At 56.4% G+C, this 17,083-nt stretch carries 18 protein-coding genes and 1 tRNA gene; 14 read left to right on the top strand and 5 right to left on the bottom strand.

Annotated elements, in window-relative coordinates:
• A partial coding sequence (locus VGK48_26695; GenBank protein HEY2384780.1) for a hypothetical protein occupies positions 1 to 280 on the bottom strand: 280 nt, incomplete at its 3' end.
• A gap of 434 nt (positions 281 to 714) precedes the next feature.
• Here VGK48_26695 and VGK48_26690 point away from each other — a divergent pair.
• From VGK48_26690 to VGK48_26680, 3 genes are read left to right on the top strand one after another with little or no spacing between them, the layout of a single operon-like run.
• Positions 715 to 1,737, top strand: a complete 1,023-nt coding sequence (locus tag VGK48_26690; GenBank protein HEY2384779.1) for a glycosyltransferase family 2 protein — start codon at positions 715 to 717, stop codon at positions 1,735 to 1,737.
• Positions 1,703 to 2,404 (top strand): class I SAM-dependent methyltransferase, encoded by a 702-nt coding sequence (locus VGK48_26685; GenBank protein HEY2384778.1) that lies wholly within the window; start codon positions 1,703 to 1,705, stop codon positions 2,402 to 2,404. The genes VGK48_26690 and VGK48_26685 overlap by 35 nt, the downstream gene beginning before the upstream one ends.
• 10 nt (positions 2,405 to 2,414) lie before the next feature.
• Entirely contained in the window at positions 2,415 to 3,767 is a 1,353-nt protein-coding gene (locus tag VGK48_26680) for an ABC transporter ATP-binding protein (GenBank protein ID HEY2384777.1), read from the top strand.
• On the opposite strand, the gene VGK48_26675 is transcribed toward VGK48_26680, so the two are convergent.
• Positions 3,671 to 5,959 (bottom strand): glycosyltransferase, encoded by a 2,289-nt coding sequence (locus VGK48_26675; protein HEY2384776.1) that lies wholly within the window; start codon positions 5,957 to 5,959, stop codon positions 3,671 to 3,673. The genes VGK48_26680 and VGK48_26675 overlap by 97 nt on opposite strands.
• A gap of 102 nt (positions 5,960 to 6,061) precedes the next feature.
• Here VGK48_26675 and VGK48_26670 point away from each other — a divergent pair, with 102 nt between their 5' ends.
• The 9 genes from VGK48_26670 to rplI all read left to right on the top strand — a co-directional run bounded on the left by VGK48_26670 (position 6,062) and on the right by rplI (position 11,151).
• Entirely contained in the window at positions 6,062 to 6,646 is a 585-nt protein-coding gene (locus VGK48_26670) for a class I SAM-dependent methyltransferase (protein ID HEY2384775.1), read from the top strand.
• Positions 6,618 to 7,469: a 4-(cytidine 5'-diphospho)-2-C-methyl-D-erythritol kinase gene (gene ispE, locus VGK48_26665; GenBank protein ID HEY2384774.1), complete on the top strand. Its 852-nt coding sequence runs from the start codon at positions 6,618 to 6,620 to the stop codon at positions 7,467 to 7,469. The genes VGK48_26670 and ispE overlap by 29 nt, the downstream gene beginning before the upstream one ends.
• 3 nt (positions 7,470 to 7,472) lie before the next feature.
• Positions 7,473 to 7,544: transfer RNA gene (locus VGK48_26660), tRNA-Gln, on the top strand.
• Between the two features lie 27 nt (positions 7,545 to 7,571).
• Positions 7,572 to 8,513 (top strand): ribose-phosphate pyrophosphokinase, encoded by a 942-nt coding sequence (locus VGK48_26655; GenBank protein HEY2384773.1) that lies wholly within the window; start codon positions 7,572 to 7,574, stop codon positions 8,511 to 8,513.
• A gap of 50 nt (positions 8,514 to 8,563) precedes the next feature.
• Entirely contained in the window at positions 8,564 to 9,241 is a 678-nt protein-coding gene (locus tag VGK48_26650; GenBank protein ID HEY2384772.1) for a 50S ribosomal protein L25, read from the top strand.
• 102 nt (positions 9,242 to 9,343) lie between these two features.
• Positions 9,344 to 9,931 carry an aminoacyl-tRNA hydrolase gene (pth, locus tag VGK48_26645; GenBank protein ID HEY2384771.1) on the top strand — a complete coding sequence of 196 codons (588 nt, stop codon included), beginning with the start codon at positions 9,344 to 9,346 and terminating at the stop codon, positions 9,929 to 9,931.
• 30 nt (positions 9,932 to 9,961) lie between these two features.
• Positions 9,962 to 10,360, top strand: a complete 399-nt coding sequence (gene rpsF, locus VGK48_26640; protein ID HEY2384770.1) for a 30S ribosomal protein S6 — start codon at positions 9,962 to 9,964, stop codon at positions 10,358 to 10,360.
• Complete coding sequence (gene rpsR, locus VGK48_26635) at positions 10,357 to 10,611, top strand: 30S ribosomal protein S18 (GenBank protein ID HEY2384769.1); 255 nt, start codon at positions 10,357 to 10,359, stop codon at positions 10,609 to 10,611. Before rpsF ends, rpsR begins: the two co-directional genes overlap by 4 nt.
• Before the next feature lie 87 nt (positions 10,612 to 10,698).
• Positions 10,699 to 11,151, top strand: a complete 453-nt coding sequence (gene rplI / locus VGK48_26630; protein HEY2384768.1) for a 50S ribosomal protein L9 — start codon at positions 10,699 to 10,701, stop codon at positions 11,149 to 11,151.
• A 736-nt stretch (positions 11,152 to 11,887) separates the two neighbouring features.
• On the opposite strand, the gene VGK48_26625 is transcribed toward rplI, so the two are convergent.
• Positions 11,888 to 12,124, bottom strand: a complete 237-nt coding sequence (locus VGK48_26625; protein ID HEY2384767.1) for a hypothetical protein — start codon at positions 12,122 to 12,124, stop codon at positions 11,888 to 11,890.
• A 417-nt stretch (positions 12,125 to 12,541) separates the two neighbouring features.
• On the opposite strand from VGK48_26625, the gene VGK48_26620 reads away from it, so the two are divergent.
• Together VGK48_26620 and ltrA are read left to right on the top strand one after the other, a co-directional pair.
• Positions 12,542 to 13,075: a DUF2239 family protein gene (locus VGK48_26620; protein HEY2384766.1), complete on the top strand. Its 534-nt coding sequence runs from the start codon at positions 12,542 to 12,544 to the stop codon at positions 13,073 to 13,075.
• Positions 13,076 to 13,565: 490 nt separating this feature from the next.
• The gene (ltrA, locus tag VGK48_26615) at positions 13,566 to 14,972 is read left to right on the top strand and encodes a group II intron reverse transcriptase/maturase (protein ID HEY2384765.1); all 1,407 of its coding nucleotides are present in this window, start codon (positions 13,566 to 13,568) and stop codon (positions 14,970 to 14,972) included.
• A 262-nt stretch (positions 14,973 to 15,234) separates the two neighbouring features.
• Here ltrA and VGK48_26610 read toward each other — a convergent pair whose 3' ends face one another.
• Positions 15,235 to 15,456 (bottom strand): hypothetical protein, encoded by a 222-nt coding sequence (locus tag VGK48_26610; protein ID HEY2384764.1) that lies wholly within the window; start codon positions 15,454 to 15,456, stop codon positions 15,235 to 15,237.
• 68 nt (positions 15,457 to 15,524) lie between these two features.
• Positions 15,525 to 17,069, bottom strand: coding sequence for a VWA domain-containing protein (locus VGK48_26605; GenBank protein HEY2384763.1), 1,545 nt, complete (start codon positions 17,067 to 17,069; stop codon positions 15,525 to 15,527).
• Positions 17,070 to 17,083 lie beyond the last annotated feature (14 nt).

Genomic DNA, 17,083 nt, shown 5'->3' with positions numbered 1-17,083 from the left:
TCACTTCGACATAGCGTCCCAGCAGCCGCAACTCATTCACAACGACTTGCCGCTGTTTGTTTTTCTCAGCGATGACCTTCTTACTTCCATCTTGAGCTTCGGCCATGAGCCCCGAGAGCGTCGCGATGTCCGTCTTCATGGCCGCCAAGTCGACCGGCAGATTCGGGTAATTCGAATTTCCGGTCAAAGCGATCTGTACGGCTGTGCCGGCGGTCACTATTTCACCATCCGGCAGCTCACCATACGCTTCATACGGTTTGATTGTTTTGGTTTGCGACATAGGCTCTCACCTCCCTTCTTTGTCAATTTGAGGCGGAATATTTGGCCCCATACTATGTAAATCACCGGAAAACGGAAAAAGTACTGAAGTTTCCCGCATCTTTTTACAAATTGGTCCAGGCCTCAATCTGAAATTCGAAGCGTCGAACCCGCGAATCGAAGCGTCGATCCGGAAATCGAAGCCTCGATGCCGGAAATCCAAGCTTCAATTCCGAAATCGAAGCCTGGATCTGTTAAATCGAAGGGTCGATCCCGAATTCGAGGCCTCGATGCGTCGGATCCAGGCTTGAATTACGAAAACTGCATCAACGATACGGAATGGAGGATAAGAGTCGCGTTTCCAGCATGCGCGCGGATCTCGCCGTCGACGAGATATATCGTGCCAGCACTATCGTTTAGCAGAGATCGCTTGTTCGCGGTAGAATCACGCCCGTCATGTTGCTGTCGGTCGTCATACCTGTATACAACGAGAGGGAGGCCCTGCCCGCTTTATTCGCGGAGTTGCGGCGAGTGCTGGGTTCGCAGCATAACTATGAAGTGATCTTTGTCGATGACGGCAGCAGGGACGGCAGCATTGAGGTTCTGAGGCAGGCGGCAACGGTGGACTCGCATCTCAAAGTGATCTTCTTCACCAGGAATTTCGGACATCAGGCGGCCATTACCGCCGGCATCGACTTTGCATCCGGCGACGCCGTTGCCGTGATGGATGCCGATCTTCAGGATCCGCCGGAGCTTTTGCCGCAAATGCTGGAGCTGTTGCAGCAGGGCTACGATGTCGTCTCGGCCCAGCGCATCAGCCGTCAAGGCGATGGATTCCTCAAGCGCCACACCGCGAAGTTCTTTTACTGGTTGATGCGAAAGATGGTGGACGGCCGTCTCCAGAACGAGGTCGGCGACTTCCGGATGTTCAGCCGGCGGGCGATCCTGGCTTTGCGTGAACTGCGCGAGCAGCACCGTTTCATGCGCGGGATGGTAGCGTGGCTGGGATTGAACGAAGTCATCCTTCCGTATCACCGCAATGCGCGCGTAGCGGGCGAAACGAAATATTCGCCCGTAAAAATGCTTCGATTCGCGTGGACGGCCATAACCTCGTTTACCGCCCTGCCGTTGCGGCTGAGTGTTTTTCTCGGTTTCTTTGTGGCGGGATGCGGCTTTGCCTATGCCGCGTACAGCGTGTTCGCCGCAAAGGTTTTGAAGGAGACGGTGCCGGGCTGGACATCGATCATCTGTCTCAATATTATATTTTCCGGCGCCACGCTCATCGCCGTCGGCCTGGTCGGCGAATATGTCGCCCATATTTATGAGGAATCCAAGGGCCGGCCGCTCTATGTTGTTTCGGATAGCGCCAATATGAAAGCGATGCGTCCGCATGTCGCCAAGGCAGTTGTCCTCCCTCCGCCAAGCGGCGAGATCGAAAGTTCTTATGAAGCCGCAGCAAGAAAAACCGGCCACGTTTGACGGCTACGCGGATGATTACGCTTCGCTGATTCGTGATCCGATTCGCGACACGTTTGCCGGCGGCAGCCGTTTTTTTTTCGATCGGAAGATGCAGGTTATCCGCGATTTCCTGAACCGCGCAGAGACCGAGAGCAGTGCGCTGTTATGGCTGGATATAGGATGCGGACAGGGCGACCTGTTGCGTCTGGGTAAATCGTATTTCAAGCATGCCGCGGGCTGTGACCCATCTCACGGCATGTTGAAGTCTTGCGCGGACCTGGATGTCCGCCACCAACCCGCCCCGGAGGTCTTGCCGTATGACAGCCGGACTTTCGATTTTGTGACGGCTGTCTGTGTCTACCATCATGTGCCACCGGACCGCCGTTCGCTGTTGACGGCCGAAGCCTTTCGAGTGCTCAAACCGGGCGGAATCTTCTGCATCATCGAACATAACCCGATCAACCCGGTGACGCGATTGATCGTCTCCCGTACGAAGGTGGACGCCGGTGTGCAATTGCTTACGGCACAAGCAGCCCGGTTGCTGCTGTCGACTCCGGCCAGTAAAGTTCTCGGAAGCCGGTATTTTCTGCTCTTTCCGGAGCGGCTGAAGTCTCTGGTTCGAATCGAAGACAGCCTGCGCGCCCTGCCGTTAGGCGGCCAATACGCCGTTTTCGCGCAACGCTGCTAAGATGGCAGATATGCCGATTATCCGCGCCGGCGGGATTTCAAAGTGTTTCCGCATCTACAGGCGGCCGTCGGATCATTTGAAAGAGCTTCTGACCTTCGGTAAGCGCCGCTATCACGAACCGTTCTGGGCCGTGAAGGATGTTGACCTTTCCGTGGACCGCGGCTGTTGTCTGGGGATCATCGGCGAAAACGGATCCGGCAAAAGCACCTTGCTTCGAATGGTCGCGGGTGTTGTCCGTCCGACCTCCGGTTCATTATCAGTTGAAGGCCGCGTGTCGGCGCTGCTCGAGCTTGGAGCCGGCTTCAATCCTTTGTTTACCGGGCGCGAAAACATTTATCTCTATGCCTCCATTCTCGGGTTCACCGACGCTCAAACCCGGGAGCGGATTCCTTCCATCGAAAGATTCGCCGAGATCGGCGAGTTCGTCGACCGTCCCGTCAAGACATATTCCAGTGGGATGTTCGTCCGTCTTGCGTTCGCTGTGGCTATCCACATGGATCCCGATATCCTGATCGTGGATGAGGCTCTGTCGGTGGGCGACATTTTTTTTCAGCAGCGCTGCATACGCCGCATCCAGGAAATGAAGCGTCAGGGGGTAACGATCCTTTTCGTTTCGCATGACCTGACGACCGTGCGGAGCCTTGCGGATAAAACGATCTGGATGGACCACGGCCGCGTTCACCTCGAAGGAAGAACAGATGAAGTGGCGGCCAAGTATCTTGCGGCAATGATTATGCGGGGCCGGAAGGAATTCATGGGTGACGAACCGATCGGGCGGCCACTTACCGCGGCCGGCACCCTGGAGTTGACGGAAGAGGCTCTCGCCCGTATCCCGCAATTCATCGAGCATATGCCGAATGTCGATCACCGGTACGGAAACGGAAAGGCCCGGATTCTAGGCATCGGCGTTTACGGTGCGGGAGGTGATCCGGTCGCAACGGTTCCCCAAGGCGAGCGCATCTGTATCCGTATTTCGGTTGAGTTTCAGGATGATGTCGAGCAGCCCAATCTCGGTTTCATGATGCGGAACCGGCTGGGCGAAGATGTGACCGGCACCAATGTCCTCTTCGAAGGCGAACGTCTTCCTCCGGCCCGGCAGGGGGATCGCATCTCAGTCGATTTCGTGATGGATCTGCCTTTTCTTCAAGCGGGCTTCTACCACTTTTCGCCGGCTGCGGCGGACGGCGGTCTGGACAGTTACGAAATGTGCGATTGGGTGGAGAACGCCTGCGCGATCGAAGTGCTGCAACGCACCGCGACGCATGGTCACATGCGCATTCCCGTCGGCGTACGCGCCTCTTTTGTTTCGCCGGAGAGCATGGCCACATATTCCTCAAAGACTTCCCGCGAACATTCGCGCTGAATCCGTTCGAGCCCCGCATTCCGCAGCTTCGTCCATAGGATGGAATCCGTATAAAGCTCGATGCATTTCGCTGCAAAGGATGCTGCGTCACCGGCGACGAGGAATGGATCGCCGTCCCGCCATCCCAGCTGCGAAGCAAGAAGTGGAGTCGCCACGATCGGCAGCCCGCGCGCGGCGGCTTCGTGCACTTTGTGCGGGATGCCCGCCGCGTAGCGGGTGGGAGCAATAAAGACGCGCGCCTTGTCGTAAAACTCCGTCAAATCGGGTACATGTCCGGTGATGCGGACGAATGCACCGCATGCCTTCCGGATTCGTTCCGATTTGTTGACTCCCGCGATGGTAACCGGCACGTCCGTGCCGAGGGCCTCGCGAAGCCGGGGAAGGACCTGTTCGAGGAACCAGATCATGGAATCCCCGTTGGGGCTTGCCTCTTCGTGGATAGCGCCGACGAACAGAAAACCGTGCCGATCCGCAAACGGACGCGGCGTCGGGCAGGGTTCCAGCGAGTGTCCGATAACATGGACCCGCTTGCTGCCGTACCGCCGGAACTCATCCGCATCCGATCTGGAAACCGCCACAACACAATCGGCTGAACCGGCAAGATCCACTTCATCCTGCAAAAGCGCTTCCGCCTCCTGAGCCGATAACGGCGAGCCGGAGAGTTGGCGGAAGGTTATTTCGCGCGTGACGAAAATCGCTTCGGCATCATAGATGATGTCGATGTTTTCGAACCAGTCCGGGTGCGCGTCGAGAACGGGTTGCAGCAGTTTCATGTTGTGAGGCCGGCTGATGAATATCGCGTGGTAGTAAACCCGGCGATTTCTGAGGAAGGGTTCAAGTAAAGCCGGGCCATAGCCCATCATGAATTCAACTTCGTCCGGCATCTCCGACTGCACCGACGCCCAGCTCTCATCGAAGGCCGAAAACGGGTAGAAGGTCACGAAGCAATTCTGTTTGAGCAGCGCTTCGAGGATCGCCCGCGCTCTCGGAAATCCTGACCCGAGCCAGGTGTGAGGCACTTGATCATCGATGAAAAGGATCCGTTTCTTTGCGTTGGATTTCATCCGGGCGGCAAGAATCGAATTCAAGTCCGCTTTGTGGTGTGACGCCAGCAGTTTCTGGTGCCGCGCCACGAAAATCTGCTGGTGCGCCCGCTGAAGATCGGTTGCGCTTGTGGCCGAATCCGAGCTGGCGAATTCATAGTGAAGAAGAACAGAATTCGGATCATAGACCACGCGAAAGCCTTTTTCCCAGAGACGCGTGCAGTAGTCCGTCTCTTCGTAGTAAGCGGGCTTGAAGCGCTCGTCAAAGCCACCCAGCTGCTCCCAGATCTTTCGCGCTGTGAGAAGAAAGGCTCCCGAGCAGTAGTCGACATCCCGCCGGAACATATACATCGGAGCGAAGGGGGAATCGCCCCTCCCGTAACCCAGACATGATCCGTCACGCCAGATGATGCTGCCCGCTTCCTGAAGGCTGCCGTCGAGCAGGATCAGACGTCCGCCGACCGCCCCGATGTCGTTTGCGCTGCGGATTGTGCGCAATGCCGACTGAAGCGTACCCGGAAGCACCTGCGCGTCATTGTTCAGAATGAGCAGAAACTCACCCCGCGCTTCGCGCGCAGCCTGATTGACAGCCAGAAGAAAGTTCCGATTTTCGGGGTTTCGGATGATTCGGACACCCCGCAGTTGATCGAGAAGCTGGGGGGTCTCATCGCGTGAGGCGTTGTCCACGACGATGATTTCCATTGGCGAGGAAAAGTTTTCGGCCAGCGAACGGAGGCATGCCAGCGTGAGTTCGGCACGGTTGAACAGCACAACAAGCACCGATATCTCGGGCGAGGCGCTGTGCGGGAGTTGGAAGGGTTTGCCGGATGCCAGAAAGCTTTGAAGCTGAACCTTGTAAAGGCCTGTCAGGAAGTCCTTGAGTTCGGCGGAAGCTTCTACTGCCGGAACGTCGTCAATCTCGTCTTCTTGAATCGCGGCAGGAACATTTTGCGGCTGTTGAGGTTTCCCTGTAATCCAATCCCGCAGAGTACGAAGCTGTTTCGCAAGCCATCGAATCGGGTAGGTCAGGCGCCAGGACGGCGATTTCATGAACTGTTCGAACACCCACTTTTGATTCGCCACTTCACGTTCCGTCGCTTCCAGCTGCTTGCGGAGCGATCGGATCAGTTCGTTCTGTTTATTGACCATCAAGGCGTTGATAATACCAGACCGAAGATGGCGACCGGCACGAGAGACGACTTCTATCAGCCCGGTTTTCCGGCCGAACCCGGAAGGCATTACAGTGCTTTCGTGCGCTTCGCCCGGCGGCATGCAGGGCGGACAGTGCTGGATCTCGGCTGTGGCTTCGCCGCTTACAGCAGCGCCTTGGCGAAAGAGGGAATCGAGTGTTTTGGCTGTGATATCAACCTGGACTATCTCCGGCGTGCGTCACAGACGGGGGTCCCGGTAGCCAACGTCGATTCGCTTTTGCCATTTCGCGACAGAACATTTGATACCGTAATGATCTTTGAAGTCCTGGAACACGTCGCGGATATTGAAATTGTCCTCAGTGAGGCATTTCGGGTCGCCAGAAAGAATGTGCTTCTGACGGTGCCGAATTCGGAAGCTATCGAACAAATGAAGGCGAACGATGTGACTTACGCTCATATGTTGTCGTCGGATCATTTGCACTTCTTCGAACCTGCGTCGCTTAAAGGTTTGCTGGAACGTTTTGGCGAGCGTATTTCGATTGAGCGGTCGGATCCGATTTATCCGTTCTGGTTTGTAGGCAGGTCATTGCCGTTCTATGGTTTGAAACTCTTATTCCGACTGGGTCTCTTGAAACCCAGGTTTTTCAGCCGACTTTATGCTGTTGCGAGCGTTCGCCAAAATTAATCTCGATCTTCGGATTCTCGGCCGCCGCCCGGACGGGTACCACGAGTTGAAGACGATCTTTCAAGCCGTTGACTGGCATGACGAGATCCGCCTGGAGCCTTCCGACCGGTTTGAGTTTTCCGCGCCGGGAACGCCGGAAGATGAGACCAACCTGGTGGTCCGCGCGGTGCGTGCCTATGAAAGGCTTGCGGGCATTGAGGCGAAAGTTCGAATACAGGTGAAAAAGAATATTCCCGTCGGCCGGGGCCTCGGCGGCGGCAGCTCCGATGCGGCTGTAACGTTGATTGGTTTGCAGCGGATGTTCAAACTGTCCCTTCCTTTCGAAGAGATCCCGCAGGTGATGCGCGAATTGGGCTCGGATGTACCGTTTTTCGCACTTGGCGGCCGTGCTGCAGGCTATGGGCGGGGAGACGAGGTGTATAAGCTGGATGACGCCGCGGAATACTGGGTTTTGCTCGTCGATCCAGGTGTCATGATCCCGACGAAAGATGCCTATTCGTGGTTGACGGTCCCCGATAAATCCAATAATATTGAGGGTTTCCGTGATGATACGGAATCAGGCTGTGCGGGCGATGTCTGGACTAATGACTTCGAGGTCCCGGTCTTTGCCCGGTACCCTCAGCTGGCCGCCATCAAGGAAGAACTGATGGAATTGGGCGCCTATCGGGCTGCGCTTTCCGGAAGCGGATCGACACTATTTGGCCAGTTTCAAATGGTTTCGGAAGTTATCCTGGCGGCGAATGCGCTGAAGGAGCGCTTCCGCGTGAAGGTGGCAAAACCGTTGCCGCGGTGGGAGTATTTCCAGAAGATCGTAGATGAGTAGTATTGGGGCGTGGCCAAGTGGTAAGGCACAGGTCTTTGGAACCTGTATTCGAAGGTTCGAATCCTTCCGCCCCAGTCAACCCGAGTTACCAGGGAAGTGTTCGTGAGTAATGAACTGAAAATTTTCGGCGGTACAGCCAATGCGGCGCTCACGAACGAGATCTGTGAAGTGCTCGATTGTGAGCTGGGCAAGTCGTCACTGACGAGATTCAGCGACGGGGAAATCTATTTTCAGATTCTTGAAAATGTCCGTGGCGCGGACGTTTTTATTCTGCAGCCGACGTGCCCGCCCGTCGATTCGAACCTGATCGAGCTCTGCCTGATGATCGATGCTTTCAAGCGCGCATCGGCCCGGCGGATAACCGCCGTCATTCCGTATTACGGTTACGCCCGGCAGGACCGGAAGGACAAGCCGCGCGTGCCGATTTCATCGAAACTTGTATCGGATCTTCTGGTCGCATCGGGCACGGATCGCCTGCTGATGATGGACCTGCATGCGCCGCAGATTCAGGGGTTTTTCAGCATTCCCGTGGATCATTTGTTTGCCGCTCCCGTTCTGGTTGAACATTTTCAGAAGCTGAATCTTCCAAACCTTACGGTTGTCTCACCCGATGCCGGCGGCGTGGAGCGCGCGCGGGCTTTTGCCAAGCGCTTGAATGCGGACCTGGCGATGGTGAACAAACGGCGTATCGAAGCGAATGTCGCGCAGGTGATGAATGTTATCGGCGACGTGAAGAACCGGACCTGCCTGGTGGTCGACGACATCATCGACACGGCCGGAACTCTGGTCAAGAACGCCGAGGCTTTACTGAAAGCCGGCGCAACGAAAGTTTACGCGTCCTGTACGCACCCGGTGCTTTCAGGACCGGCTGTGGAGCGGATCCAGAATTCGGAACTCATCGAGGTCATGGTTACAAACACCATTCCTCTGCATGCCGCGGCACGGCAGTGCAACAAGATTTCGGTGCTCAGCGTGGGAAAACTGCTGGCTCAGGCAATCCAGTCGATCCACGAAGAGACCTCCGTCAGCGTGTTATTCATTTAGGCGAAGCGTAAGCGCGATAGCGCGCAACCCCAATAGTAAGGACAAAATTTATGGCAGAGATCGTAGTCAGTGCGAAAACAAGAACAGAGCGCGGCAAGAACGCGGCGCGGCGGCTCCGCCGGGAGGGTTTTGTTCCCGGTGTGGTTTACGGTGGAAAAGATGAAAACGTTGCGGTTGCTGTCGATCCGAAAGCACTGCACAAGGTGCTGCGTTCGGAAGCCGGGCGGAACTCGATCCTCAAGCTCGATATCGCCGAGGCGGGCTCGACAAACGCGATTTTGAAGAGCTGGCAGGTCGATCCGATCCGGGAGAACTTCCTGCACGCGGACTTCTATCGAATCGCGATGGACGTCGCGATTCGCGTCACCATTCCTATACACATCGTCGGTGAGGCTCGCGGCGTCAAGGTTGACGCCGGAATTCTCGAGGTGATCATGCGCGAAATCGAAGTCGAATGCCTGCCCGGAGACATTCCGGAACGGATCGATGTCGATGTGACGGAGCTCGGCCTCAACGGAGCCCTGCGCATTTCCGATGTGGCGGCGCCGGCAAAGGTCAAAATACTCGAAGACGCCGACCAGGTCGTGGTACACGTGGTTTCGGTGAAGGAAGAAGTTGTGGCTGCACCTGGCGCCGCCGCTCCGGCGGAAGGCGAGGCCGCTGCGACCGCTGCAGAGCCCGAAGTCGCAAAGAAAGGCAAGAAAGAGGAAGAAGGGACGGCGGAATAGGGGGGCAGGCCCCCATTGGAAATTGCATCATTCGAGGTTTCTGCGTTTCAAATTTAGAAATGGAGAAACTTCGACTAATGCACTTTCCAATAGGTTCATCGAATGTGGATCATCTTTGGTCTGGGCAACCCTGGCGACGACTACGCGGATACTTACCACAACGTGGGTTTTCGCGTCGTGCAACGGATGGCGGCAGGCCACGGTGTACGCATCAAAGAAAGATGCGGGCCGGCATTGGTTTCCGGGAAAATCATGCTGGCCGGGCAGCCCGCAGCCGTGGCTATGCCGCAAACGTATATGAACGACAGCGGCGCGGCTTTGGCGCCGGTCTGGAACCGGTTCGAGTCTTCCGCAGGGCAGACGATCGTCGTTTACGATGATCTGGCGCTCCCGTTGGGCAAACTGCGTGTCCGTCAAAAAGGTTCGGCGGGCGGCCATAATGGGATAAAATCAATCGTTTCGACCCTGGGGTCGGACGAGTTCCTGCGAGTCCGGGTTGGAATCCTGCCGGATCGCCAGATCGGCGATGTCCGCGATTTCGTTTTATCGCGGGTCGGAAAAGCCGATCGGGTTTTGCTCGATCAGACGGAAGAAGTCGCGATGAAGGCGGTTGAGACACTGATCGGTGAAGGGATCGATAAAGCGATGGCCGAATACAACGGCGTCGATTTGAGAGAGGGCGGCCAGTAACGCCGCGGCCATAGGTAAAAGGAAAACTAAATGCGAAATTACGAAATCATGTTCATCGTCAATCCGAATGCCACGGAAGAGGAGATTGACAAAGTCAATGGACAGCTCGAAGGCATCGTTACCTCGGGTGGCGGAAAAATCGAAAAGATCGAGAAGATGGGCAAACGCCGTCTCGCCTACGAGATCGACAAGAATCGCGAAGGCCATTATGTCCTGTTTGTGATCGGCGCCAACGGCGAGATCGTCAAAGAGTGCGAGCGCCGGCTCCGCGTCATCGATGCCGTAATCAAGTACCTCACCGTCCGGACCGACGAAGAAACCCGGAGATTCGAAAAGATTCATAATTACCGGCAGAAGCGGGCTGCGCGCCGGGGTACCGGCGCGGGTTCTGCGGCCCCGGCTCAATCTTCAGAAGAGGCGATGCAATGAGATCAGCAAAAGAAAAACGTCCGGCAGGACAGAAGCAGTATTACCGCCGGAAAAAAGTCTGCAAGTTCTGCGTCGAACGGATCGACAGCATCAACTACAAAGACGTCAAGCTTCTGTCGCAGTTTGTTCCGGAGCGCGCGAAAATCATGCCGCGCCGCATCTCCGGTGTCTGCTCACAGCATCAGCGCCAGCTCAATGACGCAATCAAGAAGGCGCGCAATATCGCGCTCTTACCTTTTGCGACGGAATAGGCGTGGGGGCCCGGCCGAGGCCCATCAAAACAAAGACACCGAAAGCAGGCCCGGCCGGTGGGCCCGACGCTAAAGGAGAGGAACACCATGGAGATCATTCTCAGAGAAACCATCGACAGTCTCGGCCGCGCAGGCGACGTTGTGAAGGTCGCGGACGGATATGCGCGTAATTACCTGCTGCCCAAAAAGCTTGCCTACCCCGCGACGGCGGGCAACCGGAAAGTCATCGAGTTCGAAAAGCAGTCGCTCCTGCGCAAAGAGGCGAAGCAGAAGGAAGACGCGGATAAACAAGCGCAGTTGTTGAACGGAGTGGAGATTGTCATTCGCCGGAAGGTCGGCGAGCAGGACACGCTCTACGGCTCCGTTACGAATTCCGATGTGGCCGATGAGCTCGAAAAGAAAGGCTTCCAGGTCGAGAAACGGAAGATCCATATGGATGACCACATCAAGGCGCTGGGAGACTATTCCATACCGATCCGTCTGTTTAAAGACGTCACCGCGCATGTCAAATTGACAGTTGCGGCTGAAACCGAAGCCTGACAAGTAAGACGCGCGAAGCCGGAACTCGGAATCGAAAAGTGGTGGTCAGTCAGCCACTCCATTTTCGATCTGAGTTCCGGTTTTTCTTTTTATGTCGCGCGCCGAGGATGAAAGCCCTCCGGACGTTCTGGTCCTGACCGCAACGCCGGAGACCAGGACATTCTGGATTCGGCTATACCGAGTTTTCCGCTCTTGAAGAATCAGCAACTTACAGGCCAACTCCGACCCAATTCGCGAAGCGGGCGACCGAGAGCCACCCAATGTAATTTGGCAGATTGAAACGCCGAACGGCCGGTGTGACGTCACTAAAGATGGACGCTTTATCATTCCCAGGCAAATCGAGCCTAACCTGCCGCAAAACGATAACGAGCGGGACATGATCTCGACGAGCCATGTAGGCCGGTCAAACCGGAGACTTTTTCCTTCTTTGCCTTACCACGGGCAGTAAGCCAGAGAGTTTTTTCTTTTCTGCCTTACCGCGGGCAGTAAGCCAGAGAGTTTTTTCTTTTCTGCCTTACGGCGGGAGGTAAGCCAGAGAGTTTTTTCTTTTCTGCCTTACGGCGAGCGGTAAGCCAGAGAGTTTTTTCTTTTCTGCCTTACTGCGGGAGGTAAGCCAGAGAGTTTTTTCTTCTTTGCCTCACCACCCGCGGTAAGTCAGAAATGCTTATTTTTCGCAGCTAAGTCCTTTCTGCGCATCCGCATACGGCGTTTTTGAACCTTTCATTCTCAATTGCGATTAGTAGAACTCTCCTTTATATAAGGTGTGGTGATTATAGGTCGCCATGCCGTTATCCGAAAGCGACCGAGTTCTATATGCCGCCGCTGGTTTCGTCTCGATCCGCGCGTTGGATCGCGTCAATGAGCTTGCAAAAACCCGGAGTGCCAGGCTGCCCGCCGGACAAAGCGGAATGAATCTGGTGCCGGCGGATACTTGGATAGATGTTGGCAGCGCCACGAGCACTCTTGTATTCATTTTTCAATTCTCCTTCGGTTTTTGCGCCGATTCGACGGCCACAACGTCGAGCGGGGCCTTTACTGATTCCAATCTCAATCCAAGCTGCTGCTGAATCGCCGTTGCGAGTGGCGGCACCGGATCCGGCGCGACCGGTTCGCCGTTTGGGTTGGAACGGGCTGCAGGCTGCAGGAAAAAGGCGGGTTTCGCTTATCGCTGGAAAGGATCCGATTGTGACTCGATGATGGTCCGATGATGGTCCATGGAAGCTGCCGTTGGCAAGTCCACGGCGCCGAAGGAACCTCGTCTGGCACAAGCCCGCCTACTTTCTCCGCTCGCGATCAGGTTTCACTTTCATCAGGCGCGCCAGGATTTCGGTGCGCATGGTTTTACCCGGATGATATTGACAGACCAATTTTACCCGGGTATATTTGCGACATGACATACACGGCGTTCGACGGAGTTCACAAGGTAGCAGTGGGTAAGGATGTCGACCTTGTGAAGGTTCTTAAAAGAAAAAGACAGGGCCAGATCCTCGTCTTCGATGACTCGACGGGTGCGCAGATCGATCTCGACCTGCGCGGCAAACCATCACAAATCAGCGTGCCGCCAGCCGAACCGCGGGGGCCCGGCCGGCCGCGGCTCGGTGTAATTGCTAAAGAAGTGACTCTGTTGCCACGACACTGGGACTGGCTCAACGTGCAGCCGGGCGGAGCGTCCGTCGCCCTGAGGAAGCTGGTCGACGAAGCCCGCAGAGTCAGCGGCGATCGCGACCGCGTGCGCGCCGCGCAGGAGGCCGCATACCGGTTTATGTCCGCCGTCGGCGGCAACCTGCCTGGATTCGAAGAAGCGACGCGATCGCTCTTCGCATACGACCGGCGACGCTTCACAGAGCTCGTTGCGAAGTGGCCGGAGGATGTTCGCGACTATGCAGTCAAGCTCGCATTCGCCGATCAGGAACCGCAGGCCTGATTGTCGCTAGGGGCGGTCTCTGACCGCCCGCTTTTCGTTGGTGCGCCAGGCATGGCGCGAAGCGCCAATGACTGGCGCGGATAACCGTGGAGCGAAAGCGAAACGGGAAGTGAATTGGAGGTGAAAGTCCTCTGGAGACCTTGATAACAGGAACTCTTAGCCGACGTGGCAACTGCGTCGCAGTAATGCGAGGTGGGGAGGAAGCCATAGGCAAAGCTCTGGTCCGAGGCACACGAACCGTATGAGGCGAACGTCGGGTGGGCGAAGGGGCCAACAAACCGAAAGCCCAAAGTCATCCGGACCGGACGAGCGTATATGCGGCGGATAGATGGAGCGAAAGTCACGCGTCTTACCCTGGGAGATCCGTTGCTCTGCTGAAAAGCAAGGATCGTCGTAAGGCGATTCGATGGAGCGATGGAAGTCAGCAACGGTCAAAGTAGCCGCGGCCGAGCCGTGGTGAAGGACCACACATAAGGAAGAGACCGGCACGATGCGTTCGAGGGAAGCAGGAGACGCCGACAAGAAGGCTGAGAAGCCCGAGCCAAACGGGAAGGATAGCGGCGGAACCGCAAAAGATACCGATGAGGCGCGTCAAACTTCCACGGCACGCGGAGAGCATGTCGGGATCGAGGAGGAATCGCTCCTAGAAAAGGTATTGGACCGCGCCAATGTTTTGGCGGCATACCAACGCGTCAAAACCAATGGTGGAGCAGCGGGGATCGACGGGATGACCGTCGATGAACTCATGCCGTTTTGCCAGAGGAATTGGCCGCAAATCCGACAGGAATTGCTCGACGGGACGTACCGTCCACAACCGGTGAGAAAAGTCGATATACCCAAGCCGGATGGAGGAACACGAACGTTAGGCATTCCCACGGTCATGGATCGAATGATCCAGCAGGCCCTGCTTCAAGTATTACAACCTCAGTGGGACCCGACGTTTTCGGAAGATAGTTTCGGTTATCGTCCGGGACGAAGCGGACAACAAGCCGTGGTGCGGGCTCAGCAACATATTCGAGCCGGGAACCGATGGGTTGTCGATTTGGACCTCGAAAAGTTTTTCGACCGCGTCAATCACGATGTGCTTATGGCGCGCGTGGCACGGCGGGTGAAAGACAAACGGGTGCTTCTATTGATCCGGCGGTATCTGCAAGCGGGGTTGATGGAAGGCGGGTTGGTGTCTCCCCGGACAGAAGGGACTCCACAAGGATGTCCACTGTCGCCCCTGCTCTCGAACTTGTTGCTCGATGAACTGGATCGAGAGCTGGAAAAACGGGGACACTGCTTTGTCCGATATGCCGATGACACGAACGTCTACGTTCGTTCGGAGGCAGCGGGAAAGCGGGTGATGACATCGCTGGAAGTTTTCTTGGAAAAGAAGCTTCGGCTGAAGGTGAATCGAACCAAGAGTGCCGTGGCAAGGCCGTGGAAGCGCAAGCTCCTCGGCTACAGCTTCACGGTGCATCGCGAAGCCAAGCTCAAAGTATCGGACTCGTCGTTAAAACGACTGAAGGCGAAACTTCGGGAGGCCACGCGATCCGGGCGAGGAAGAAGTCTCACTCGCACCATCGGCGACCTCGTCCCATTGATTCGGGGATGGGTCGGATATTACCGATTGTCGGAAGTTCGGGGGAGTTTCGAACATTTGGACGAATGGCTGCGTCGTCGGCTGCGGTCGATCTTGTGGCGGCAGTGGAAACGCGGCTGGACTCGATTCAAGGAACTCACTCGGCGGGGTATCGCTGAGGAACGTGCGCGGACGTCGGCTTGGAATGGCCGGGGGCCTTGGTGGAACGCGGGCGCCAGTCACATGAATCAGGCTGTACCCACCCGCGCGTTTCGCGCCATGGGTCTGCTGTCTTTCTTAGAAGTGCATTCTCGACTTCGACCTTTATGAACCGCCGTATACGGAACCGTACGTACGGTGGTGTGGGAGGCGGGCGTTAAAACCCGCCTACCCGATAATTCGCCAAGAAACAAGCTGGCTACCCAGCCCCGGCAGGTTGACCTAATGCAGAGGGTTTTTAGCCGAGCGCGGCGGCGGACCAGATTGAAAGGGGAGTCGAGATATTGAATGCCGCCGCGGTTGGCTAAAAACCCTCTGCACTATGACGCCTTTTCAGCCCCCCATTCCGGCCGCGCCACCTGCATTAAAACTCTTACATTCTGGCGATGCGCGCTGCGTAAAGAATGTAGCGAATGCGCTCCGGGTGGCCGACTTCGGCGAACTGGTCAGGCGTGGCGCGAATAACACTATCATTGGTGGGCAGCCAGACATGATAGGTGACGTCATCCCAAAGGCATGAAATGTCGACAACCTTGCAGGAATGTAAGACTTTTAAGCAGGTGGCGCGGCCGGAATGGGGCTGAACGGCCGTCATAGTATGGATATTATGTAAACAATACCTGGGTTGGAACGGCTGCAGGCAGGCCAACAGCAAGCGAAGACTCATCGCGATGGCATTGGTAACCAGAGCGATCCGGCCAGGCCGGTAGCCTCATCCTGCACGACAATTCGGAGGCGATCGTCGGGCTGGACACCAGGCACGGCCTCATCGAACACTAGGCCGTTTTGCAGCGCCGCGCGATATTGGTCTTCTGAAATGTTGATACGGATATTCGATATTTTATCCGTGCTGCTCTTTTGAGATTCAAGCCGCAACGCGACAATCAGGAGCCCGACACGGCGGTTATTCTGTTGCTCGAGCCGCACATCCGCCGCGTTCACCGAAATCACCGCGCGTTGACCTTCGGCATGTGCGGCGAGCTCGATCTGCGACGCATTCAGAGAAGTGCTTACGAGGTCCGCTAACAACGCCCGGCGTTGCGTTTCGGTCATCGCCTGAGTATCAACGGCGGCGTATCCGGAACGATATCGAACGTCCACGTTTTTACGCGCAACATCGATCGACAGCCTGTGAAACTTTCCATCGAAGGCATTTTCTGCCGGATAAAAACCGATGGTGTAGGTCACTTCGCCATCGGCGACAGCTTCACTGACAGCGCCCTTCAGATCGTTGGTGTAGTAGAAAGCCCGGCCTCCGCTGCCGCCGGCAAGGCGAAGCATGGCATCGTGGTCCGGAAGCGGGGGCAGAGGGGCTTTTGCGCGCACGGTCCGCATATCCGGAGCAGGAAGCGCGCGAACGTCAACGGGATAGATTCCAATGTTGGCATCGCTGACGGACCGCACGGCGCGACTGACCTGCGAAGTTAAAAAAAGCGGGTCTTCAGTCGTATGGGCGCGCGTTCCCGCTTGATTCACCGCCGCGAACTCCGGAGCGAACGGAAAGTCGCCGGACATCCAGACAAGATTCTTCCGGCCTGGCAAACCGCCCAAATGCCTTGCTATCGCTTCGATAGCTTCCGCCGTTCTCTGCGCCTGGTTTGTGGCATAAAACGCCACAACGCCATTGGCAAATTCCGGTCCGATAAGTCCATCCGGGTCCGTCAGCAGTTCCGCCAGTTCAGCGGCGCTGCGTGTCTCGCTCCCCGACACATCGCTGGGCTTGATTCTCGCGGCTGCGCGGCTCAGCTTCGCCGTATCGCCTGTGAAATCCTGAACGATTCGCAGCTGGTTATCGAGTATGTACAGCGCGACATGATCCTCTTTTCGAATCGATCGAACGTACTCGAGGAGTTGACCTATCGCATAAGGTTGCTCGTCGATCGGCGTATTCAAGAGGTCGAACAGTATGACTGTTGCGGTTGTCGCCGCTTCACCCCCGGATTCCATGCGATTCGAGACGACGCCCGGCGGAAGGGGCGCGACCTGCTGAGACTTTGACGGCCGTGCATCCGAAACCGAAAACACACCGATGCGCTGTACCTTACCATTGTCCCAAATCGTAAAGTCCTCGCGCCTGAGGTCCGCCACAGGGCCGTTTTTGGCGCGGACCACAACGTCCACTTGCACAAGGCGGGTATTCACCCGGAGAGTGTCGCTTTGGGGACGGGGAGCGAGGAAAAGTACGAGAATTACAAGGACGCGGTTCATAGAAGCCCTTCATG

This window comes from Terriglobia bacterium (genome assembly GCA_036496425.1).
Taxonomy (GTDB): domain Bacteria; phylum Acidobacteriota; class Terriglobia; order 20CM-2-55-15; family 20CM-2-55-15; genus 20CM-2-55-15.
Note: the sequence above shows the minus strand (reverse complement) of the source record. Positions and strands in the feature narration are given on the sequence as shown.